Origin of the sequence: Enterococcus sp. DIV0682 (genome assembly GCF_051712685.1) — a bacterium.
GTDB lineage: Bacteria > Bacillota > Bacilli > Lactobacillales > Enterococcaceae > Enterococcus > Enterococcus faecalis.
Genome location: NZ_JBIOPK010000001.1, coordinates 1,950,225 through 1,974,095, shown reverse-complemented (window position 1 = coordinate 1,974,095; position 23,871 = coordinate 1,950,225). Strand labels below are relative to the sequence as shown.

At 37.4% G+C, this 23,871-nt stretch carries 22 protein-coding genes and 1 tRNA gene; 19 read left to right on the top strand and 4 right to left on the bottom strand.

What is annotated here, in order from left to right:
* Positions 1-90 precede the first annotated feature (90 nt).
* Positions 91-459 (bottom strand): DUF4828 domain-containing protein, encoded by a 369-nt coding sequence (locus tag IGK96_RS09440; protein WP_002355908.1) that lies wholly within the window; start codon positions 457-459, stop codon positions 91-93.
* Between the two features lie 198 nt (positions 460-657).
* Here IGK96_RS09440 and sfsA point away from each other — a divergent pair, with 198 nt between their 5' ends.
* The 16 genes from sfsA (at position 658) to IGK96_RS09360 (ending at position 15,385) form a co-directional block, all read left to right on the top strand.
* Positions 658-1,389: a DNA/RNA nuclease SfsA gene (sfsA, locus tag IGK96_RS09435; protein ID WP_002355909.1), complete on the top strand. Its 732-nt coding sequence runs from the start codon at positions 658-660 to the stop codon at positions 1,387-1,389.
* Between the two features lie 105 nt (positions 1,390-1,494).
* Entirely contained in the window at positions 1,495-2,493 is a 999-nt protein-coding gene (locus IGK96_RS09430; RefSeq protein WP_002355910.1) for a Gfo/Idh/MocA family protein, read from the top strand.
* 26 nt (positions 2,494-2,519) lie between these two features.
* Positions 2,520-3,821 (top strand): DEAD/DEAH box helicase, encoded by a 1,302-nt coding sequence (locus tag IGK96_RS09425; protein ID WP_002355911.1) that lies wholly within the window; start codon positions 2,520-2,522, stop codon positions 3,819-3,821.
* 44 nt (positions 3,822-3,865) lie between these two features.
* Entirely contained in the window at positions 3,866-6,571 is a 2,706-nt protein-coding gene (locus IGK96_RS09420; protein ID WP_002355912.1) for a sigma 54-interacting transcriptional regulator, read from the top strand.
* Between the two features lie 228 nt (positions 6,572-6,799).
* Positions 6,800-7,117: a PTS sugar transporter subunit IIB gene (locus IGK96_RS09415; RefSeq protein WP_104846681.1), complete on the top strand. Its 318-nt coding sequence runs from the start codon at positions 6,800-6,802 to the stop codon at positions 7,115-7,117.
* Positions 7,118-7,258: 141 nt separating this feature from the next.
* Entirely contained in the window at positions 7,259-8,722 is a 1,464-nt protein-coding gene (locus IGK96_RS09410; protein ID WP_002369870.1) for a PTS sugar transporter subunit IIC, read from the top strand.
* Between the two features lie 43 nt (positions 8,723-8,765).
* Complete coding sequence (locus tag IGK96_RS09405) at positions 8,766-8,984, top strand: hypothetical protein (RefSeq protein ID WP_002378139.1); 219 nt, start codon at positions 8,766-8,768, stop codon at positions 8,982-8,984.
* Between the two features lie 13 nt (positions 8,985-8,997).
* Positions 8,998-9,198: a DUF3188 domain-containing protein gene (locus tag IGK96_RS09400; RefSeq protein WP_002355916.1), complete on the top strand. Its 201-nt coding sequence runs from the start codon at positions 8,998-9,000 to the stop codon at positions 9,196-9,198.
* On the top strand, positions 9,198-9,608 hold the full coding sequence (locus IGK96_RS09395) for a DUF3284 domain-containing protein (RefSeq protein ID WP_002355917.1): 411 nt from the start codon (positions 9,198-9,200) through the stop codon (positions 9,606-9,608). The genes IGK96_RS09400 and IGK96_RS09395 overlap by 1 nt, the downstream gene beginning before the upstream one ends.
* Positions 9,609-9,883: 275 nt before the next feature.
* A complete protein-coding gene (locus IGK96_RS09390) occupies positions 9,884-10,210 on the top strand; it encodes a PTS sugar transporter subunit IIB (protein WP_002355918.1) in 327 nt (108 codons plus the stop codon).
* 22 nt (positions 10,211-10,232) lie between these two features.
* A complete protein-coding gene (locus IGK96_RS09385) occupies positions 10,233-10,553 on the top strand; it encodes a PTS lactose/cellobiose transporter subunit IIA (RefSeq protein ID WP_002355919.1) in 321 nt (106 codons plus the stop codon).
* A 65-nt stretch (positions 10,554-10,618) separates the two neighbouring features.
* Entirely contained in the window at positions 10,619-11,896 is a 1,278-nt protein-coding gene (locus IGK96_RS09380) for a PTS sugar transporter subunit IIC (protein ID WP_002355920.1), read from the top strand.
* Between the two features lie 83 nt (positions 11,897-11,979).
* Positions 11,980-13,374, top strand: a complete 1,395-nt coding sequence (locus tag IGK96_RS09375) for a glycoside hydrolase family 1 protein (RefSeq protein WP_002355921.1) — start codon at positions 11,980-11,982, stop codon at positions 13,372-13,374.
* Positions 13,375-13,431: 57 nt separating this feature from the next.
* Positions 13,432-14,625, top strand: coding sequence for a GNAT family N-acetyltransferase (locus IGK96_RS09370; RefSeq protein ID WP_085443001.1), 1,194 nt, complete (start codon positions 13,432-13,434; stop codon positions 14,623-14,625).
* A gap of 320 nt (positions 14,626-14,945) precedes the next feature.
* A tRNA-Arg gene (locus IGK96_RS09365) sits at positions 14,946-15,019 on the top strand.
* Between the two features lie 33 nt (positions 15,020-15,052).
* Entirely contained in the window at positions 15,053-15,385 is a 333-nt protein-coding gene (locus tag IGK96_RS09360) for a putative quinol monooxygenase (protein ID WP_002355924.1), read from the top strand.
* A gap of 113 nt (positions 15,386-15,498) precedes the next feature.
* On the opposite strand, the gene ppdK is transcribed toward IGK96_RS09360, so the two are convergent.
* Positions 15,499-18,144, bottom strand: a complete 2,646-nt coding sequence (gene ppdK, locus IGK96_RS09355) for a pyruvate, phosphate dikinase (protein WP_010828667.1) — start codon at positions 18,142-18,144, stop codon at positions 15,499-15,501.
* Between the two features lie 169 nt (positions 18,145-18,313).
* On the opposite strand from ppdK, the gene IGK96_RS09350 reads away from it, so the two are divergent.
* Together IGK96_RS09350 and IGK96_RS09345 are read left to right on the top strand one after the other, a co-directional pair.
* Positions 18,314-18,943, top strand: a complete 630-nt coding sequence (locus tag IGK96_RS09350; protein ID WP_002355926.1) for a helix-turn-helix transcriptional regulator — start codon at positions 18,314-18,316, stop codon at positions 18,941-18,943.
* Positions 18,944-18,955: 12 nt separating this feature from the next.
* On the top strand, positions 18,956-19,768 hold the full coding sequence (locus tag IGK96_RS09345; RefSeq protein ID WP_002366402.1) for a pyruvate, water dikinase regulatory protein: 813 nt from the start codon (positions 18,956-18,958) through the stop codon (positions 19,766-19,768).
* Between the two features lie 70 nt (positions 19,769-19,838).
* Here the strand turns inward: IGK96_RS09345 and mprF are convergent, their stop codons facing one another.
* Both mprF and IGK96_RS09335 read right to left on the bottom strand, forming a co-directional pair.
* Positions 19,839-22,370: a bifunctional lysylphosphatidylglycerol flippase/synthetase MprF gene (mprF, locus tag IGK96_RS09340; protein WP_002358907.1), complete on the bottom strand. Its 2,532-nt coding sequence runs from the start codon at positions 22,368-22,370 to the stop codon at positions 19,839-19,841.
* Positions 22,367-23,101, bottom strand: coding sequence for an alpha/beta fold hydrolase (locus IGK96_RS09335; RefSeq protein WP_010828668.1), 735 nt, complete (start codon positions 23,099-23,101; stop codon positions 22,367-22,369). The genes mprF and IGK96_RS09335 overlap by 4 nt, the downstream gene beginning before the upstream one ends.
* 177 nt (positions 23,102-23,278) lie before the next feature.
* Between IGK96_RS09335 and IGK96_RS09330 the strand changes: the two genes are divergently transcribed.
* Positions 23,279-23,863, top strand: a complete 585-nt coding sequence (locus IGK96_RS09330) for an AAA family ATPase (RefSeq protein WP_002364651.1) — start codon at positions 23,279-23,281, stop codon at positions 23,861-23,863.
* The last annotated feature ends 8 nt before the right edge of the window (positions 23,864-23,871 follow it).

The window sequence follows — 23,871 nt, the reverse complement described above, 5'->3', positions numbered from 1 at the left end:
TAAGAAAACTTTCTGAATGCTTTTGCAAGGGATGTAAAAAAATAAATCACCCACCACACATACTTCATTTTATGTGTCATGGGTGATTTATTAATTGTAAATGGCCCGTTCTAGTGTGTAGGTTTCGTCGTCGGCTTCATCGTAAAGCGTCGCAGGGACACCATTTTCACATTGAATGATTAAATGGTAACCTAACTTGTCTAAGATAACTAAGCGTTTAGGGGTTAATTCAACAAGCAAGGCATGCGTTTGTTTGCCATCAATGAAAACATTGAAAGATGAGGTGATTTCTAAGGTGTGTTGCGTGGCTTTCTTCACGTCCACAAACCACCAATGCCCAGTATAGTTGTGTTGAAGCTCCTGTGGGGAAGGGAGCTGTTTATTTTTTTTCCAGAGGATAGAGCCTGCTAATCCAGTAAGTAAAGATGCACCAACCAAGAAAGTCCAATGTTTTTTCAAAGAAATTCCTCCTAACCTTCATTTTCATTTATTCGTCTTCGTTACCTTTATTATATAGAACTTGTCTAAAATATTCGACTAAATCGCTGAGAATTGACAAATATTTAATGATTGACACAAGATAGTAAAATTGTTGGTTTTGGTCTATACTTTTCCTTGTTTTTTTATGGTATAGTGTGTAAGAAAGGAAGTCTGTGTATGAAGTACCCGAATGTCCAACTTGCTTATTTTATCGAACGACCCAATCGGTTTATTGCACACTGTCGTTTAATGGAAACGAATGAAGAAGTAATCACACATGTCAAAAATACTGGCAGAGGGAAAGAAGTTTTTTTACCAGGTGCTGTTGTGGCGCTTAGTTATCAACCATCGCCTAAAAGAAAAACAGATTACGATTTGATTGCAGTAAAAAAAGGTTCTTTTTGGATTAATATTGATAGTCAAGTACCGAATACATTAGTCAATGAAGCGTTAAAAAATGGTCAAATTGTGCTTCCTGGTTTAGTTGGTACGATCCAAACTGTTAAACGTGAGCAACGATTTGCACATTCAAAATTTGATTTTCTAGTGGAAACGGATGCGGACGAACAAGCTTTTGTCGAAGTGAAAGGCATGACTTTAGAAAATAAAGGCATCGGTGCTTTTCCTGACGCGCCAACACTTCGTGGCTTGAAGCATGTCACTGAACTAATGGCTGCAACTAAAGCGGGTTACCGCTGTTACATTTTGTTTGTGGTCCAATTTGAAGAAATTAAGCAAGCAACGATTCACCAAGAGATGCAACCTGCCTTTGCTGAAAATGTGGGTGCTGCAATTGATCAAGGTGTGCAAGTCCTTGCTTACAATTGCCACGTAACACCAGCAACGATTGAACTTAAGTCACAGGTAACCTTTGATTTATTACAGGCATTTGATGATCCTAATAAATAACTTGAAGAACTCCTAGCGCTTTAAGGCAGGGTAATTACGTGACTTTTGTACGAGAGATTACTATTATAAAGAGAGTAAATAAACAAAAAATGGAGGTTTTTGATTATGATACATTTAGGCGTAATTGGTACCAATTGGATTAGTCATCAATTTGTTGCAGCAGCTTTAGAAACGGGTGCGTACGATTTAACGGCTGTTTATTCTCGGAAACTAGCAACGGCACAAGAATTTGGTTCTCGCTATGGGGATGTGGAATATGCAATTGATTTAGAGACGTTTTTTGGTATTGCACATATGGATACGGTTTATATTGCCTCACCAAATTCATTACATTTTGAACAAGCGAAACAAGCAATTTTAGCGAAAAAAAATGTAATTGTTGAAAAACCAGCTTTTTCAACGCCTGATGAGATGGCAGAAATTATTGAATTAGCGAATAAAAATCGTGTGTATTTCTTTGAAGCGGCCCGTAATATTCATGAGCAAAGTTTCCAAAAAATTGCTGAATTATTGCCATTAAAAAACCAAATTTTAGGTGCGAATTTTACGTATATGAAATATTCTTCTCGCTATGATCAAGTATTAGAAGGCAAAGAGCCAAATATTTTTTCTCCTCATTTTTCTGGGGGAGCCTTAGCAGATTTAGGCGTTTATTTAGTTTATGCAGCCTTGGGCTGGTTTGGCGTACCAAACGAAAGCCATTATTTTGCTAGTAAAATTGCGACAGGTGTCGATGGCTTAGGAACAATTATTTTACGATATGATCAGTTTGACGTGACGTTAAACACTGGGAAAATTAGTGATTCTTTTGCGCCATCCGAAATTTACTTTGAAAACGGGACCTTGATTTTAGATAGTGTCAATGCTATTTCTTCGGCTGAGTACCATGATCGCGCACATGAAGAACGTGATGTCTTAGATATTCAAGTAGCCGATAATCCAATGATTGAAGAAGCCCGTGATTTTGCAGCAGTTTTAAATAACCCAACAGATAAGTATTGGGGCACCAAGTATGAAGAATGGGTTGAGCTTGCTCGAAATGTCAATAAAGTAGTCACTGATTTACGTCATAGTGCCGGCATTATTTTTGATGCTGATAAATAAGAATTAAGCGATAGGAAAGGAACAATATGAGATTTTTAGAACAACTTCCAGAGGCTTGGCAAGAACAGTGGCAAGCTTCTGGCTTTAACGAACCATCAACAATTCAAGAAAAAAGTTTTACGCCCCTTCGCGAAGGAGAAAATGTTTTAGGAATTTCGCCGACAGGAACTGGAAAAACACTTGCTTACATGCTGCCTTTACTCTTAACTGTTGAAAAAGGACAGGGAAATCAATTGTTGATTATTGCTCCATCTCAAGAATTAGCTATGCAAATTGCTGAAGTTGCTCGGACTTGGGCTAAGCCACTTCAATTAACGGTTCAAACGTTAATCGGCGGGGCAAATGTTTCACGCCAGATTGACAAGTTAAAAAAACGTCCCGAAGTGTTAATCGGAACACCAGGTCGGATTTTAGAGTTAATGAAGAACAAAAAAGTCAAAGCTCAGTTGTTAAAAACAATTGTAATGGATGAAGTTGATCAACTTTTCCAAGAGGAAGAGCTAAGTTTAACCAAGCAAATTTTGACACACACACCAACCGAATACCAACTTGTTTTTTATTCAGCGACTGCTGATCGTGTCGTGAATCAAGCGCAATCTTTAAGCCAAAAATTACAGGTGATTGATGTGACGGAAGAAGATACTTCAGCAGGTCAAGTCGCCCACTACTTTATTCGGTTAGCACCAAGAAAAAAAGCTGATTACTTACGTCGTTTGGCCCATACAGAAGCATTCAGAAGTATGGTCTTTTTCAATCAAGTTGCTGATTTAGGTGCAGCAGAAGAAAAATTAGTTTATGAGAATGTGCCAGCTATTGGCCTGGCTTCAGATCAAAGTAAACAGTTGCGTAAATTGGCGATCGATCAATTTAAAGCAGAACGAGTGAAGTTGTTATTAACCACGGATATTGCGGCACGGGGCTTAGATTTCACAGGGGTCCCTTACGTCGTAAACGTAGATGTTCCTTTAACCGAAGAGAGCTATATTCATCGTTCTGGTCGCGTTGGCCGGATGGGTGCACAAGGGGCAGTGATTACGTTTATCAACGATGGCACCAAAAGGGATTATCAACGTTTGATGAAACAATTGGCCATTCCCTATCAGGAAATCTTTTTATATGATGGTGCACTTCATGAACAGCCAAAAGCCAAAGATGAACTAGAAAAAAAGAACGTAGTCAAAGATACGTATTCAGAAAAAAAGAGTACGAAAGAAAGAAAACCAGAAACAGTAAATTCTGTTGTCAAAGAACCACAAGAAACACGCAAAAAGAAGAAAAACAAAAAGAAAAACACGAAAAACAAAGGAGCTCGTAAAGCGAAGAAATAACGCTTTACGAGCTTCAAGCAGAACGTTGTATCGAGGAGGATTCCATGAAATCTCGGAAGGAAGAAATCTTAGCGTTACTTCAAAAAAATGAAACTGGCTTAACGGCAGGAGCGGTAGCAGAACAGTTAATGATTGATCGCAGTAATGCCAGCCGTTATTTAAATGAATTATTCAAAGAAAAGAAAATTACTAGAAGTACTGGACGTCCTGTTATCTATTCAGTGCCAACAATCAATGAAGGAGAACAAGTCCATGTAGATGAGTCCACCTCTGTTAGTTTTGACACATTAGTAGGTGCCAATGATTCTTTAAAAGTGAGTATTCAGCAGGCCAAGGCTGCTATTTTATATCCACCAAGAGGTTTGCATACGATTATTTTTGGGAAAACAGGAACAGGGAAATCTCTTTTTGCTGAATGTATGTACCGTTTTGCAATTGATTCAAAAACCTTAGATGAAGATGCCCCTTTTGTCTCTTTTAATTGTGCCGATTATGCACAAAACCCACAATTATTATTTGGTCATATCTTTGGCGTAAAAAAAGGCGCCTATACTGGTGCGAATGAAGATAGTCCAGGCTTAATGGCAAAAGCAGATGGCGGGATTCTCTTTTTAGATGAAATTCATCGTTTACCGCCAGAAGGTCAAGAAATGCTCTTTACGTTTATTGATAAAGGCGTGTACCGTCCATTAGGAGAAAGTGGTCAAACCTATGAAGCCTCTGTTCAAATTATTGGTGCGACAACGGAATCCTCAGAAAACTTTTTAACCACTTTTAATCGGCGGATTCCGATGTCGATTACATTGCCATCTTTAGATGCACGGACGCTAGATGAGCGTTATGCCATCATTTCGTTATTTATTCAGCAAGAGGCAACACGTTTGGGCCAACAAATTGATATCGAACGCGAAGCAGTTTTGGCGTTCATGTTATACGATGCAGAAGGAAATATTGGTCAGGTGAAGCGGGACTTAAAATTAGTTTGTGCTAAGTCATTTCTTTATTATCGGACGCACAATTTAGAACATTTGGTTATCCGTAAACGGGATTTGTCGTTACCTGTCCAAAAAGGATTATTAAAAATTAAAGAAGTACCTGAGCGCTTGGATCAATTTGTCGACAGTAAAAGTAATTATTTATCTTTCCAACCAGGTACCAACAAAATTGTTTGGTCGCAAGATCCAGCTAGAGACATGCAAGTTTACAATGAAATCGAAGAAAAAGTCGCTGACTTGTCTGAAGCTGACTTAGAAAATGTTGATTTAGAAGAATTGATTTCTAAAGATATGAATGCGTATTTTAAAAATTATGTCGAAGAATTAACCCAACATTCTTTACATAAGGAGTTATTACCAGAAGCTATTTGGGACTTAACGAATCGTCTTTATGATATCGCAGAAGAGCGTTTGGAACACACGTACAACGAAACTGCGCGCTTTGCCTTTGCGCTTCATTTACAAAGTACGATTGAACGAGTCAAAGAAGGTCACGTGATTGTCCATCCTGATTTAAATAATGTCCGTAAAAACATGAAAAAAGAATTTCAAGTAGCCTTAGATTTATCTTCTATTATTGAAGAAGAGAACAACATAGAGATTCCTTTCGATGAAATTGGCTTTATTAGTATGTTTTTATCTATTAATGTCGGTAAAGAAGAAAGAACTCCAGAAAATAATGTTGGTGTGTTCGTCTTAATGCATGGGGATTCTACTGCCTCAAGTATGTTGAAAACCGCCCAAGAACTTTTAGGAACGTCAATCGGAACAGCGATGAATATGCCGTTAACGATGGAAGTTCAAACAATGTATGAACAATTACGAAACCAAGTAATTACGCAAAAAGAATCGTTAAACAATGGGATTTTATTACTGACGGATATGGGTTCATTAAATTCGTTTGGAAATATGTTGTTTGAAGAAACAGGTATCCGAACGAAGGCGATTACAATGACGAGCACAATGATTGTCTTAGAAGCTATTCGAATGGCAAGCGTGGGACGAAGTTTAGAGGACATTTACCAAAATATTCAACTTTCTTTTGAAAGCGTTGTGAGAGAACAATTTCGTTCTAGTCTGCAAAAACGTCAAAACGTTAAAAAAGCAGTAATCGTGACGTGCTTTACTGGAGAAGGGGTTGCCGCAAAACTATACCAACGAATCTTACCAGTTATTGATGAAACAAAAGTGGAACTGATTCAAATGCAATTTATTGAACGAGAAACGTTTAAAAAGCATATCGACAATTTGATGGAAGAATATGAAATTAAGGCCATTGCGGGAACTGTGGATGTTGAATATCAAAATATTCCTTTCTTTTCCGTCTATGATATTTTTGATGATGAAAAATTAAATGTATTGAAACGAATTGCTAGTGATGAAGTGGCGATTGATACAATTGTTCATTCACTAAGTGGCGTCATTACTTCTGTGGACTCCTTACAAAAATTAATTCTCATGTTACAAAAAACAGTTCATCAAATACAAACAGACATGCATATTATTGTTGAACCAGGGGTGGATGCCGGAATCATGATTCATTTGGCTTTTCTGGTAGATGCTTTAATTAAAGGAGAAGAAGCAAGAACTTTTCCAAACTTAGCGGAATATGTTAAAACACATCGTTTAGAAATCGATGTCGTACGCACGAATTTTATGTTAATTGAACGGGCGTATCGTGTGACGATTCCAGAAGCGGAAGTTGCGCATGTTACCCAAATGTTCTTAGAAAATGAAATTAAAAGTAAACAATAATAAATAAAAAAACATCAAGAAATGAGAAAACGCTCTCTTTTTTCTTGATGTTTTCTTTTTGTAAGTTACACACAATTTCATGTGTGTAAGCGTTTTCTTTTAGTGTGTGCACGCTTTTTTCGATGACAAAAGCTGTTATATCAGTATTTTAATGAGGAAAAAACTTGGCACAATTATTGCTATAAATAAAGTGTATAACGTCATAATTTTTAAGGAGATGAAGAAAAAATGGCAAAAAAAACAATTATGTTAGTTTGTTCCGCAGGAATGAGCACGAGTTTATTAGTAACAAAAATGCAAAAAGCAGCAGAAGATCGTGGCATGGAAGCAGACATCTTTGCAGTATCGGCTTCTGAAGCTGATACAAACTTGGAAAATAAAGAGGTGAATGTTTTACTTTTAGGTCCACAAGTTCGTTTCATGAAAGGGCAATTTGAACAAAAATTACAACCAAAAGGGATTCCTTTAGATGTAATTAACATGGCAGATTATGGCATGATGAATGGCGAAAATGTTTTAGATCAAGCAATCTCATTAATGGGATAAGTAATTAAAAGGTTTAAGAAAAGTGAATAGCAAATAAGGATAGTGCATGTTACCAAAGGTTTTATTTTGTACGCTCGATTCATTCGTTTAATGAGGCTACTGCCTTTTTAATAAATATAAATGGATACAGGAGGAATAAAAATGAACGGATTAATGGCATGGATGGAAAAATATATCTTACCAACTGCCGCAAAAATTGGTGCACAGAAACATCTGGTGGCACTAAGGGATGCTTTTATTGGTACATTACCTGCGACAATGGCTGGATCAGTCGCCGTAATGATTAACGCAATTATTCGAGATCTTCCCCAAGAGTTTGTCTCAACTTATGCGGCAAGTTTGGAAGCAGACAAAGGTATTTTTGCAGTATTGAATGTCATCATTGGGATTAATGGTTTTGTTTGGAATGGTACATTGGCTATCGCTGGTTTGATTTTCGCTTTTTCTTGGGGCTATAACTTAGCGAAAGCATACAATGTGAATGAGCTAGCTGGTGGGATTGTCAGTTTAGCTACCTTAATTTCAGGTGTTGCTTTTGCACCAAATAACACAGCTGAATTAGCTGTGAAAGTGCCAGAAAAGATTGCCAACGCAATTAATGGGGCAGAAATTGGTGCGTCAATTGCTAATAATCAATTGACTGTCAATCCATGGGGTTGGTTAAATCTTAATCATTTAAATGGTAACGCTTTCTTTACGGTGATGATTATGGGCGCTTTATCAACCATTATTTTTTGTAAATTAATGCAAGCGGATTTAACAATAAAAATGCCTGATTCTGTACCACCAGCAGTTTCGAAAGCGTTTGCGGCAATTTTACCAGCAACAATCGCGTTGTATGTCGTAGCGATTATTAACTTTACGGTGTCAAAACTTTCAGGCGGTCAATTATTAATTGACTTAATTCAAAAATATATCGCGGAACCGTTCCTTGGGTTATCACAAGGACTAGGCGCTGTGTTAATCGTAACGGTTTTTGTTCAAATTTTCTGGTTCTTTGGTATTCATGGGCCAAACGTTTTGGCACCAGTTCTTGAAGGAATTTGGGGACAAGCACAATTAATCAATATTGATATTTTCCAAAAAGGTTATGAAGGAAAAACAGGAACAGCTGCGGTTTTAGCCGCTATTGACGACGGTAAAGCCTACATGTGGGTCCGTGGTTCGTTTGATGCTTTTGCTTGGTTTGGTGGTTCAGGCGGTACAATTGTCCTAATTATTGCAATCTTGTTATTCTCCAAACGAGCAGATTATTTAACAGTCGGTAAATTATCATTAGGACCTGGGATCTTTAATATCAATGAACCGATTATGTTTGGTTTACCAGTTGTTCTGAATCCAATTATGTTTATTCCATTTGTAATTGCGCCATTAGTTGCTACTACAATTGGCTGGGTTGCAACGTATCTTGGGCTAGTCGCCCCAGTTTCTCAACAAGTCGCATGGGTGACGCCGCCGTTGCTATTATCTTTCTTAGCGACAGGTGCCGACTGGCGCGCACCAATTGTAGCGTTGGTATGTATGGTAGTCACTTTCTTGATTTGGACACCGTTTGTTATCGCTGCTAACAAAATGGATCCTGCATTAGGCGAAAGAGAGCAATAAGCAATAAAAACAGCAATTACTTGTATAGAAAGGAGCGAGCGGCATGATTTCGATTGCAAGTGCAATGAAGCAAGAGGAAATTATTACTTTATTAGAGGCATATCAAGGGGAAAATGAAACATTTACTTTTAAAGAAAAGAATGGTATTAAGTTATTTTTTGAAGTTGAAGGAGACCCTGAAACTGCTGCACAAGTTGCAAAACAGCTGATTAAGGAACAACCTTGGGGTAGCGTTTTATACTTCCAAGCAACGGTAGTCTAAAAAGATAGGATGGATGAAAATGATTAGAAATGGATTATTTTTATGTAGTATTGGCTTCTTGATTGTTTTGTATTCGTTGAATCCCAGCTCCTTAAACTATGATTTATTAAGTCTGACAACGGGGATTTTTTTCATTGGACTTGGTGGTTACCTGTTTTTTAAAGGAAAAAAAGTTGCTGAAGAAGAGGCGACAAAGGATGAGGTGAAACGGTAATGGAAATTACGAAAACATTAACTATTTCAGCAGATGAATTTTACACGCAATTAATGAATTCTGTTATTTTTGATATCCGTAAGCAAACAGGCAAAACTCTTACAAGAAAGCAGTTACGTAAGTTTGAATATATCAAAGAATATAGTAAAAATAGTCGCGCGAAAATAGTTATTGAAGAAGCTGTAGAAAATAAGACCTATCAATTTCGAACATCCACAACTAAAAATGATTTCTCGGTGCGGTATGAGCTCCAGCCAATTGATGAAAAAAGCTGTGAACTGCGTTATACAGAAACAATGGTTTCTTATGGGGCGTTACAAAAACTGAATGATGCAGTATTAGGTATCTTTTTAAGTTATTTTAAAAAGAAACAGTTTTATAAAATGCTTAAAATGATGGAAACTGCTTAAAGGGAAAAAGCGGCTTTTGTCCAGTTGATTCTCTTCAGCTTTAGAAAGTGAGCGATGAGTCGTTTCGACTTATCGCTCACTTTCTTTTGTTGCCCTATTATTTTGGAAACGCACACAAAAAAGCTGTGTGTAATCGTTTTATTTTTAGTGTGTACACGCTTTCTATGTTGAAAAACGTTGTCATATCAAGGTTTTCAATGTGTTAAAACTTGGCACGCTTCTTGCTTATATAAAGGTGTAAAGCAAAACAAAGAGAATTTAGGAGATGAAGGAAAATGGCAAAAAAAACAATTATGTTAGTTTGTTCCGCAGGAATGAGCACAAGTTTATTAGTAACAAAAATGCAAAAAGCAGCAGAAGATCGTGGCATGGAAGCAGACATCTTTGCAGTATCGGCTTCTGAAGCAGATACAAACTTGGAAAATAAAGAGGTAAATGTTTTATTATTAGGCCCACAAGTTCGTTTCATGAAAGGGCAATTTGAACAAAAATTACAACCAAAAGGGATTCCTTTAGATGTCATTAACATGGCGGACTATGGCATGATGAATGGCGAAAAAGTTTTAGATCAAGCAATTTCATTAATGGGATCATCAAACTAGAGCAGAAAATGGGGTAGAGGTAATGGACGGACAACAGAACTTAGAAGCAATCATGGGTTTAATCATGTATGGCGGAAATGCTAAAAGCGATGCAATGGAAGCGATTGCCGCAGCAAAATCGGGGGATTTTGAATTAGCAGACAAAAAAATTGCAGATGCAGAAGAATCACTTGTACATGCACATCATTCGCAAACAGGAATGTTAACAGAAGAAGCAAAAGGCAATAACATGCAAGTAACATTGTTAACAGTGCACAGTCAAGATCATTTAATGACTGCGATTGCATTTACAGATTTAGCAAAAGAAATTATCGATCTTTATCGCCGTATTGATAACGAGTAATCTCGTTGTCAATACGTCTTATAAGAAAAACGCGCTTGAGAAAGCGTTAATTAGGAGGAATAACAATGGACGGATTTGTTCAATGGATGGAGAAACACTTTATGCCGAAAGCGTCAGTAATCGCAGCGCAACGGCACTTGGTAGCAATTCGTGACGCGTTTGTCGTAACGATGCCATTAATGATTTTAGGGGCTTTGGCGGTATTAATTAATAATATTCCAATTCCAGGATATGAGGACTTTTTAAACAAAATTTTCCCAATGATGTATAACGATGCACCAATTTGGAAAAGCTTTGGTGGCAACATTTGGAACGGTACATTCGCAATCTTTGCCGTTTTAGTAGCCTTTTTAGTAGCACACAATTTAGTTAAATCTTATGGAAAAGACGGCATTGCAGCCGGTACAGTTTCTGTAGCTTCATTCTTCGCAGTTGGCGGCTTAGAAGGCATGGGCGCAACTGGATTATTTATTGCTTTGATTATTGCACTTATTTCAGGAGAACTATTCCAACGTTTATCTGGCAATCCTAAATTAGTTATCAAAATGCCTGATGGTGTACCACCAGCAGTAGCAAAATCATTTGCGGCATTATTACCAGCAATGATTACAATCAGTTTATTTAGTTTAATTACATCAATTCTATTTGCTTTAGGAATTGACAATATCGTTATTTCATTCTATGAAGCAGTTCAACAACCATTTATGGGACTTGCAAACAGCTACCCATCAGCATTATTGTTAGCTTTCATTACACCATTCTTATGGTTCTTTGGTTTACATGGTGCCAACATGGTTGACCCATTAATGCAAACAATCAACGTACCAGCGATTGATGCGAACATTAAAGCTTTAGAAGCAGGTAAAGCAATTCCTTATATTGTAAACAAACCTTTCTTTGATTCATTTGTAAACTTAGGTGGAACAGGAGCAACATTAGGTCTGTTAATTGCTATCTTTATCGTAGGTCGTCGTAACAAACCATACAAAGTCATTACAAACTTAAGTTTAGCACCAGGACTATTTAATATTAATGAACCAGTCATGTTCGGTTTACCAATTGTTTTAAACCCAATTATGTTTATCCCATTCATTTTAGTCCCAATGGTTCTTGTAACTGTTGCGTATGTGGCGACAGCAACTGGTTTAGTACCAGCTGCAACCTTTATGCCACCTTGGGTAACACCACCAATTATTGGCGGATTTTTAGCAACGAAGAGTATCGCCGGCGGAGTTTTAGCAGCTGTTAACTTATTGATTTCTATTTTGATCTACATGCCTTTCGTAAAAGTAGCAACAGATCAATACTTGAAACAAGAAGCAGCCGCAGAAGCAGCTGAGTAAAAAATCGAAGGATTGAATCGTCCGGACTCTTACGGAGGGTTCAATCCTTTTTTTAATGATTAAATCGTAAAGGAGCAAACAACATGAAATATCAATTTCCAGAAAATTTTTGGTGGGGTTCTGCAGCCAGCGGTCCTCAAACAGAAGGCGTTTTTGAAGGTGATGGTAAAGGTCAAAACATTTGGGATTTTTGGTATCAAGAAGCGCCAGAAAAATTCTTTCAACAAGTCGGTCCAGATAAGACCTCACAATTTTATAAAAAATACCAAGAAGATATTCAGTTAATGAAAGAAACGGGACATAACTCTTTTCGAACATCCATTCAATGGAGCCGTTTAATTCCAGATCCTACAACAGGGAAAGTCAATCAAACAGCAGTTGATTTTTATAATCAAGTGATTGATGATTTATTAGAACACGGGATTGAGCCCTTTATGAACTTGTATCATTTTGATATGCCGATGGTACTTCAAGAAAAAGGCGGTTGGGAAAGCCGTGAAGTGGTTGATTTGTATGTTGACTTTGCCAAAACCTGTTTTGAATTGTTTGGCGATCGCGTGAAAAAATGGTTTACGCACAATGAACCAATTGTACCAGTTGAAGGTGGTTATCTCTATGGCTGGCATTATCCTGATAAAGTGAATCTAAAAGAAGGGATTCAAGTACTCTATCATGAAGCTTTAGCTAGTGCCAAAGCGATTGCCGTCTATCATTCTATGAACTTATCAGGTGAAATTGGCATTATTTTAAACTTAACGCCGACTTATCCTCGTGATGAGCACAACGAAGCCGATGTAAATGCGGCTAAATTTGTCGATGGTTTCTTTAACCGTTCGTTTTTAGACCCGGCTGTTAAAGGTCATTTTCCAGAAGATATGGTTGCTTGGGCGAAAGCAAATGACTTGTTGCCAGAAACAACGCCAGAAGATTTAGCAATAATTGCTGAAAATACTGTGGACTTATTAGGAGTAAACTACTATCAACCACGTCGTGCCAAAGCAAAAGAAACACCTGTTGAAACACGACCAGAAGGTTTACTTCCAGAAGATTTTTATGATGTCTACGATATGCCTGGCAAAAAAATGAATCCTTACCGTGGCTGGGAAATCTACGAAAAAGGTATTTATGATACATTAATGAATTTAAAAGAAAATTATGGCAACATTCGCTGCTACATTTCAGAAAATGGCATGGGCGTAGAAGGAGAAGAACGCTTTGTCAATGAACAAGGAGTCATTGAAGATGATTATCGGATTGAATTCGTGCAGGATCACTTGAAATGGGTGCATCAAGCGATTCAAGAAGGTAGTAATGTTCAAGGATATCATATGTGGACGTGTATGGATAACTGGTCTTGGCTCAATGCCTATAAAAATCGTTATGGCTTCATTGCTGTGGATTTAGATGATGATGCGAAACGGACCATTAAGAAAAGCGGTCGTTGGTTCAAAGAAATGACAGCAAATAACGGCTTTTAGAAAGAGAACCGTTTCTGTGATAAAATGAATTGATACAATGTGCGAGGAGGAAAGAAAATGACAACTAAAAGAGTCAAAAAAATGGGCAAAGAAGAAATGAAAGAGATGTTTGATCTTGTCATCTATGCTTTTAATCAGGAACCCACGGCGGAACGCCAAGAACGTTTTGAAAAATTGTTGTCACATACGCAAAGCTATGGCTTCCTAATTGATGAGCAATTAACAAGTCAAGTGATGGCGACACCTTTTCAAGTGAATTTCCATGGTGTCCGCTATCCCATGGCTGGAATTGGCTATGTGGCTTCTTATCCAGAATATCGTGGTGAAGGCGGCATCTCTGCTATTATGAAAGAAATGTTGGCTGATTTAGCGAAACAAAAGGTTGCCCTTTCTTACTTAGCACCGTTTTCATATCCATTTTATCGTCAATATGGCTATGAACAAACATTTGAACAAGTGGAGTATACAATTAAAACGGAAGATTGGCCACGTGTTAAACGAGTTCCGGGTACCATTAAACGAGTTTCTTGGGCTGACGGTAAAGAGGTCATTAAAGACGTATACCTTGAAAATCAAAGAGCGCACTCTGGTGGTGTGATCCGTGAAACTTGGTGGCTGGATTATACGCTGAATCGTGCCAGTAAACCAAATAATCAAGCGATTTATTATTCGTCAGAAGGGAAAGCGGAAGGCTATGTGATTTATCGGATAGCTGCTGGCACCTTTGAAATCGTAGAATGGAACTATTTAACTAATACAGCTTTTAAAGCTTTAGCTGGGTTTATTGGCTCACATAGTGGTTCCGTTCAATCGTTCCATTGGATTAATGGTTTTGCTGGAAAAGATTTAAATGATTTAATGCCAACGCCAGCAGCTTCTGTAAAAATTTTACCTTACATGATGGCACGAATCGTTGAGTTACAAACATTTCTGGAAAAGTATCCATTTCAATCAGGAGAAAAAGAAACGTATTCTTTAGAGATTGAAGATTCCTATGGGCCATGGAATGAAGGCATTTGGACAATCACAATTGACGAACAAGGAAAAGCAACAGTGACTAAAGGTGCTGCGGAAAAAGAAGGGACTGCTGCTTTGAAAGCAGATATCCAAACGTGGACGCAACTATTCTTGGGCTATCGTTCAGCAGAAACGTTATCTTTTTATGAACGCTTGCAAGGAGACGCAACGACAGTTCGACGTTTAGGCCAACGTTTAGTCAAAGGCATGCCAATTTTAGAAGATTATTTTTAAAAGTGTGTTTATTCGCAAAAAATGACAGAACCTACTATAATAAAAATGTAAAAAGAATTATTTTAGAAAGGTGATGGGGACAATGGCGAAAACGAAACAAGAAAAAGTTGCACGCAATAATAAAATTGGGCAATATATAGCTATTGCGACAGGACTTTATTATTTAGGAAAAATGATTCTTGATCGGCGGCAAAAAAAATAATAGATAAACGAACGACGTGTTTCACTGAAAGAAAGTATCTCGCATAATTATTTATGCAGGATACTTTCTTTTTGTCTATTGACAGATGTAGTGAAGACTTCTAAAATTAAAACAGATTGTTCTCGTAGCTCAGTAGGATAGAGCAACCGCCTCCTAAGCGGTAGGTCGCTGGTTCAATTCCAGTCGGGAACGTAAAAAGGCAAGTAAATTTAGGGGGGAAGACAGATGGCGATTACTATAAATATTTATTATAGTGGGACAAATGGAGGTGCAAGAGAATTTGCCAAAGAAATGATTGCCAGCGGAATTGTAGAGGCGATTCGTGCAGAAAAAGGGAATAGTCGCTATGAATACTTTTTTCCAATGGACGATGAAGAGACAGTTCTGCTGATTGATAGTTGGACAGATCAGGAAGCATTAGACAAACACCACGCTTCTCCAATGATGACCCGTATTACGGAACTTAGAGAAAAATATGATTTGCATATGAAAGTAGAAAGATATGTATCAGATGTAACAGACCCCTTGACAAAAGATGCCGCGTTTATAAGAAAATAACCAGAGTACAATCATTGATCTTAAAATTTAGTGCTAGGAACATCAGCCGTTTCGACTGATGTTCCTAGCACTTTTTATCTTGTAAGGATGAATCATTTGTTACACACGTTAAATTAAAGAAGGACCATTTGTTCTTCAGTCACAGCCGGTTCGGTTAAAATTTTGGCTTGGGCAGCTGCGAGTTTCGCAATTGGTACCCGATAAGGTGAGCAAGAGATGTAGTTTAGGCCAAGTGTTTGGAAAAACGTGATGGATTGCGGATCACCACCGACTTCTCCACATACGCCAATACTCATGTTTGGTTTAGTGCGACGCGCTTTCTCTACAGCTAATTGAATCAATTGACCAACACCTGTTTGATCTAATGATTGAAACGGATCTTGGGTAATGATTTTCTTTTCCCGATACGTATTAATGAATTTACCGATATCATCACGAGAAAAACCATAGGTCATTTGTGTTAAATCATTTGTTCCAAAGCTGAAAAAGTCTGCTTCTTCTGCTAACTGATCCGCAATCAGACAAGCTCTAGGTAGTTCAATCATTGTCCCGATTTCGTAAGGGAAAGGAGTCATTTTATGTTCTTCAAAGAGACCGTCAATCGTTTCTTTTAAAATGCGTTTGAGATAGAGAAGTTCTTCTTTTTCGGCGATTAGAGGAATCATCACTTCTGGATAAACAGTAATTCCTTCTTTGACTAATCGAATGGCACTAGTAAATAAGGCTGTAACTTGCATTTTGTATATTTGTGGTTGGGTCACACCTAAGCGACAACCACGATGGCCCAACATTGGATTGGTTTCTTGTAACCGTTCAATTTGTTTGGCGATGGTCACCGGGAACCGTTGTAGTTGCTTCGCCAATAATTGAATATCATTCTTTTCATGAGGTAAAAACTCATGCATCGGCGGATCTAACAAGCGGACCACCATGGGCTTGTCTTGAACTACTTTCAGCATTTGATAAAAGTCTTCCTGTTGAAAATGAAGAAGTTGCTCCAACGCATAGGTTGCTTCCTTTTCAGACTCTGCTAAAATCAGGCGACGCATTTCCAAGACACGCTCTTCACCGAAAAACATATGCTCTGTTCGCGCTAAACCAATCCCCGCTGCGCCAAAACGGATAGCAGTCTCTAAATCTTGTGTAGTTTCTGCATTGGCACGAACAGTTAAATCAGCATATGCATCTGCCCAAGACAAGAGCTCTTGAAGGTCATCGTTATTATCAGCAGAAATTGTAGGAATTTCGCCAAGATAAATTTCTCCCGTTGAGCCATCGACGGAAATGATTGTTCCTTCTAAGATGACCTGTGGCCCGCAGTGTAGTTGTTTGGCTTCTTCATTGACGGTTAAACTTTCACAACCAGTCACACAGCAAGTTCCCATTCCTCGTGCCACCACAGCGGCATGAGAAGTCATTCCGCCACGACTGGTCACAATTGCTTCGCTTACAACCATGCCTTCAATATCTTCTGGTGAAGTTTCTTGACGAACAAGAATGACTTTCTTTCCTAGATTGGTCAGTTCTTTGGCTTTTTCTGCTGTAAAAACAATTTGGCCACTTGCTGCACCAGGACTAGCAGGAAGACCCATAGCTAAGCGTTCCATGTGTTGTCGTTTCTCTTGATCAAACACGGGATGAATTAATTGATCAATCGTATCAGGTGTCACACGCAACAGTGCTTCTTGTTTAGTAATGCGATTTTCTTTGGCTAAGTCTAAAGCAATTTTAACCGTAGCTGCGGCGGTTCGTTTCCCGTTTCTTGTTTGTAAAATATATAATTTTTCATTTTCAATGGTAAATTCAATATCTTGCATGTCACGATAATGATATTCTAAAAGTTCTGCGTAATGGCGAAAATCTTGATAAACTTTTGGCATAGTCAAACGTAAACGACGAATGGGTTCTGGCGTCCGAATACCAGCCACTACATCTTCTCCTTGCGCGTTCAAAAGAAACTCTCCAAACAGTTGATTTTCCCCTGTGACCGGATTTCTAGTGAAAACAACGCCAGTGCCACTGTCTAGTCCACGATTGCCGAAAACCATTTCTTGAATGTTGACAGCTGTACCTAAATCATGTGCAATATGATGTAAGTTTCGATAAACCACCGCACGTTGATTATTCCATGAATCAAAAACAGCTTTGATTGCTTCAAAAAGTTGTGCGACAGGGTCTTGCGGGAAGACCACCTGATGTTGTTCAAAAACTTCTTGGTAGCGGACAATCAAGGCGAAATGATCTGCTTCTTGAAAAGCGATAATTTTTTTGTTTAGCTCTTGTTCCAAGCGCTCTTTTTGTTGGTCAAATAATTCTTTGGGAATGTGATAGACGACGTCTCCAAACATTTGAATAAGTCGGCGATAACAGTCAAAAGCAAAACCAGGAGAGGTTAAGGTCGCAAATTTTTTCACACGTTGATCATTTAAACCTAAATTTAAAATAGTATCCATCATACCAGGCATCGAGAAGGCAGCACCGCTGCGAACGGAAACTAAGAGAATCTCATTGTCCGCGGTAAAAGATTTGCCTGTTTCAGTTTCTAGATTTTTAACCGCTTTCAAAATTTCTGATTGTAAGTGTTCTTCAAAGAAACTAGCATCTGCCAAATAGTCCATACAGCAACGGGTTGTAATCGTGAATCCTTGCGGAATCGGCAAACCTAAGCGTGTCATTTCTGCCAAGTTCGCCCCTTTACCACCAAGAGTCTCTTTACCTTCATTGTGTGTTTCGTTAAAAGAATAAATAAACTTTTTCATGCGTGACCTCCGTTTAATATGTGTCTTATATGTTCAATAAACATCATAATAGACGGAAATAAGTTTGTCAATAGAAAAAGTTTCTTGTCAATATGTTGAAAAAACAATAAATATGTGTATAATTGTAAGCGAATGCACAATTTGTTTAAGAGGAATTGAGGAGGAAATGATGAAATTAAGTAAACGACAAGAGCAAATTATCGCTGTTGTAAAAGAGCATCAGCCAGTTAGTGGTGAACGCATTTCGGACATACTAGCCGTTTCACGTGCGACATTGCGTTCTGATTTGTCTTTTTTAACACTTTCAGGAATTTTAAAAGCAAGTCCGAAAGTTGGTTATACTTACGAAAGTGATAATATGGAGGCTTTTTTCTTTTTTGACGTTTTTCAAACAAAAGTTCAGGAAATCATGAGTCCACCATTGATGGTTGCCCAAGACACCTCAATTCGAGATGCGATTACCAACTTATTTATGTATGATGTCGGTTCTCTTTATGTCATGGATGAAGCAAAAGAATTATTAGGGGTTTTGTCACGAAAAGATTTATTACGGGCCTCTTTAAATACAAATATTGATGGCACACCTGTTGCTGTTTGTATGACAAGAGTGCCACATGTGAAAACCTGCACACCAGAATTTACTATTCTTGAAGCTGCTGACACTTTGCAAAAATACGAAGTGGATTCTTTGCCAGTCGTTGAAAAAGAAAATCCTAAAAAAGTTATTGGAAAAATTACGAAAACGAAAATTTTAACCTATATTACGCAACAAGCGAAAGAAGCCGCACAAAACAGATAAGGGAGCTTAATTATGAAAAAAGAAATCATTGTTTATACTATTTCCGATTCACTTGGAGAAACATCACAAAAATTGTTAGCTGCAGCAAGCGCACAATATCCAGATATTTCTTTTCTTAATCGATACAATTTTTCTTTTGTCACAACAGAAGAAGAATTATTGGAGATTTTAAAAGATGCCTTAAAAGATAAAGCCTTAGTTGTCAGTACATTAGTCAGTAAACAACTAATCACAGCGGCGAAAGAATTTAGTGAACGAACAGGGTTGTTATATTTAGATTTAATGGCGCCATTTTTTGAATTAATTCAAGCGAAAGCCGGAGTAGATCCTATTGAAGAGCCTGGACGACGCCACCAACTAGATCGTGCTTATTTTGATAAAATTTCAGCGATTGAATTTGCTGTAAAATATGATGATGGCAAAAATCCTCAAGGGTTTCTTGATTCTGATATATTGTTGTTAGGCGTTTCGCGGACCTCAAAGACGCCAGTCAGTATGTATTTAGCAAATCAAGGCTACCGCGTTTCTAACTTACCATTAATTCCAGAAGTTCCATTGCCGCCAATTTTGGAAGAAATGGATCCACAAAAAATGATTGGTTTAGTTTGTTCGCCAGAAATATTAGGACAGATTCGTAGCAGTCGGTTGGCTTCCTTAGGTTTAGGGAATGAGACCAGTTATACCAATGTTGAACGGATTGAACAAGAATTAGCTTATGCTGAAGAAATTTTTGCGAAGTATGGCATTCCAGTGATTGATGTAACCGCAAAATCTGTCGAAGAAACAGCCTTTTTAATTAAAGAAAAACTAGATGAAAGAAATTAAAAAGCTTGGCAACCTCACTAAATTTCAGTGAAGTTGCCAAGCTTTTTATACTTAATTGGGCTTCTTTTTGTTAGTCAATATTTTTTTGATCGACAATGAGTAAAGCAATCATCACGTAGACAATCCAGCTACTTTTAGAATAAAGTGTATAGCGGGGTTGCCATTTGCTAGCAAATTTTTCCTTGTATTCGCGTAATCCTTGGAAGGAGTAGATTTCTGAACCAAATTCATAAATTAACGCAGCAATCCGTTCTTGAATAAAACTTTTTCTTGATTGACCAACGTTGGCTAACGGAGCCATCCCTAAATTGAAATAATGAATATTTTCTGTTTTCATATATTCAAATAAATGAATAAATAGGAAATCCATACTTCCAGAAGGGGCTTTTTCTTTATGGTGACGCATCAAGTCGATGGTACCAACTTCATTTGTGTAACTAGGAATGATATTAGCGAAAGAGACCATTTCTCCTTCAGCATTTCGGACAACAGCAATTGGGTTTCTTTGAAGATACGCTTCATCGAAAAATCCCAGTGAAAAGCCTTTTTCTTTTCGATTGTCTAACCAACTATCTGAAATAGCTTTTAATTCGTGCATTTGTTCGGCACTAAAAGGAGGTTGGAGTACGTCAAATGAATAGCCGGCTTTGGTAATTTTATTAAACACTGCTCGGGTGCCTTTGAATTTTTTCCCAGACATCGTAAATGTTTCTAGATTAACTAAGGCTTCTTCGCCCATTTTGATAAATTCGTAGCCATATTCGTGTAGTAACATCACGCTGTCCTCATTGGTTTCGTAAAAGACGGGGACATAGCCGAAACGATCTGTTTCTTTAAGGAATGCATCAATCGCCGCAGGAAAATCTTCTTTGTTCCCCGAAGGATTGCCCATCACAACGCATTTATTATTAATGGTGTTGAATTGTAAAAAGACAGTCGGTTCTTCTTTGGGATATAAGAAAACCTGTTTATCATGAAGAAAGACAAGTTCACTGTCAATATTCCCGCCATAAGTTGTTAAGATATTATGCAAGATACTATCTTCTGGAAACTCACCCACTTGGTGTTTTTTCCCTTGGAGGTAGCGAACAAATAGAAAGTTAAAACTCATAACTAAGAGGATAGCGATAAATCCTGACAACCAGATCCGTTCGGAAGGGAACAAGAAAAATTCCACAAAATGATGACGATGGTGTGGGAAGTTCGGTAAATTATAAACACCAATTACCAGGTATAACAAAGTCAACAAGCCAAAGATAAACCCATCAATCGTCATCCACTCCCAAGAGTAAACCAGTTGTTCACGGTACAATTCTGATTTTGAAAAAATAACGATAAATAATAAAATAGCTAAATAGAAAATGGAAAACATACTAAAGTCAACAACAAATGAATACAAGATAGCACCAATTAATAAAATAATCGTTGGATAATAGGCTCTTTTAACACGATCAGCAATCCCACGTCCCATAATTAATAATGCAAAGCCTAAAACAATACTCGGAATTTGAATAATAATATGTGAACGGAAGGGGTTAATATCTCTTAACCAATGCACTTGAGTGAAGGCTTCTGGAATAGTGGCTAGGAGCACCATCATAATTCCTGAAAAATAAAGTAAAACCACTTCTAATTTGTGGGCAATTTCCAAAGTAATTTGTTTCAGTAATTGTCGATAATGAGTATCCAATTTTTGGCTTAAGTGTTTTGTAAAGAACAAACAGCCAATTAAGAAAGGAATAATATAATAGAATAAACGATAGAGCAATAACCACAAAACAATAATTTCACGATCGACACCTAAGTTGCTCAGTCCTAAAATCATCATGACATCAAAACTACCTAAAGCCCCTGGAATCATCGAAGCAATCCCAATAATCGAAGCTGCTACATATAAAGGAACAATATCAATTAAAGGAATCGGTACATCTAATAAGTAACCAATACTGATAAAGGTAATTAAAACACCTGTCCATTCTAAAAACGAAGAAACAACTAAAGATAAGCGATTTTTTGCATCGAGGTTACCAAAGGAACTATTTTTTTGGAAATGTAAAATAAGATAAAGTAATGGGAAATAAAGACCGCCACCTAATAACCAAATCCAATATTGCTGTAAATAAGCCATCTTTGGATCAAACTGAACAAGGAAAAAGCAAAGAATACTATAAATAGATAGACCGGATAACACAAAAAGTAAAATATGGGTTAACGCAGGTAAAATTTTCTTTTCCTCTGTTTTATTTCCATAAAATTCAGAACGAAGTCCCATGCTGACCAAACCACCGAATCCACCAATATTATTGATTGTATTGACAATCCAGCTAGATTCAAGGAGTTCCCGTTTTGAGACTTTCAAGTTTAAAATGCGATTTAATGTTAAGTCATAATTTAGCATCGGAGTAACGGAAACTAAACCGATAACCATCATCAATAACAATTTCCATAGCGGAATCTCATCAAAAATCTGTTTTAACTGTTCAAATGAGATCGTTTTACCAATTGATAAAAGTTGGGCAACAACAATAATTGAGACCGCAATAACAAACAGTGTTTTTAGTAATCCTGTATGCGTTTTGATCCAATGAATAATTTGTTTCATTTAGACACCTTCATTTCCTTTAAGAATTTTTCGATTGTTTTATTAAAAATATCTGGTGAGTTTTTGGCAAATAAATGACCCTGTTTATTTACCAAGACCAATTTGCCATCAGGAATGGCATCAGCAATCGCCCGTGAATGGGAAAGCGCAATTAAATCTCGACTGCCAGTAATAACAAGAGTAGGACAGGGGATGTGTTCTAAATCTTGTTTTGTCAGTCCAGTATCTTCAAATAACAGAGCCACGATAGGGAGCCGTGCGCGCAATTTTTTTGAAAAAAAAGCGCCAATACGACAAAACCAATATTGAAAATAAGTGGCAATCGTTACATATTTTTTCAGACCAGACATGGTGACATTTCCAGAATTCAAGACGAGTTTGTTGACGAAATCAGGATATAAATGGGTAAAAACCATGGCAATATTTGCTCCGTCACTAAAGCCCAATAAATTAATTTTTGTTAAGTGTTCTTGTTGAATAATACCAGCTAAATCTTCTGCCAAAAGCGGAAAAGTTAATTGACTTTGTGTATTGGTGGAACGTCCATGTCCGCGGGTATCCACCGCAATAACTTGATACTCCTTGGAGAAATAAGAAATTTGATAATTAAAAAAAGTATGATCATTGCCATTACCATGAAGTAACACAAGGGGGTAATTTGTTTCTTTGCCAAAAATTTGATAAAAAATTTGACTGCCATCTATTGTTTCAAAATATTTTTCTATTGCCATTCTCCGTCACCTATCTCATCTATAATCAATCGAGTCCTCTCTCATTATAGAGTCTTTTGTCTTTTTTTTGTAATAAAAAACAGAAAATTTTCCGAACAGTTTTGTAAGGTGTTGTAATATAGTGTGATATAGTAGAAGATAGCCACCTAAAAAATTAGGCTAGAGGAGGAGAAGTTGATGTCTTTAATCGTTTTAATTGGTGCCCAAGCTGTCGGGAAAATGACCGTTGGCAAGGCTTTAGAAAAGCAGTTAGATGCTAAATTACTATTTAATCATCAAACCATTGACTTATTTGCAAACTATCTTGGGTATACGGAACGTGCGTTTCAATTGTCTGATTCCGTTAGAAAGGAACTTTTTCATGCCTTTGTAGAAAATCCAGCCACAAATACAACAAAAAACATTATTTTTACAGTGGTGATTGCTTTTGATCAAGAACAGGATTTTCAATTTTTAGAAGAAATATCAGAAATTTTTCTTAGTAAACATGAGTCCGTTTATTTCGTCGAACTCGTCTCTTCAACAGAAATCCGCCTAGAACGGAATGTTCATCCAGAGCGGCTAGAGGCAAAACCTTCAAAACGCGATGTCGACTTTTCTCGAAAAGAATTACTCAATACCTTCAAAGAACATCGGTTAGTAAGCCACGAAGGCGAACTAGAAAGTACATTTCCAAATGTAAAAATAACGAAAATAAATAATTCAAACATGACACCAGAAGAAGTAGCAACGAAGATAATTGCTACTTTTGGTTTGACATAATGTGAAAG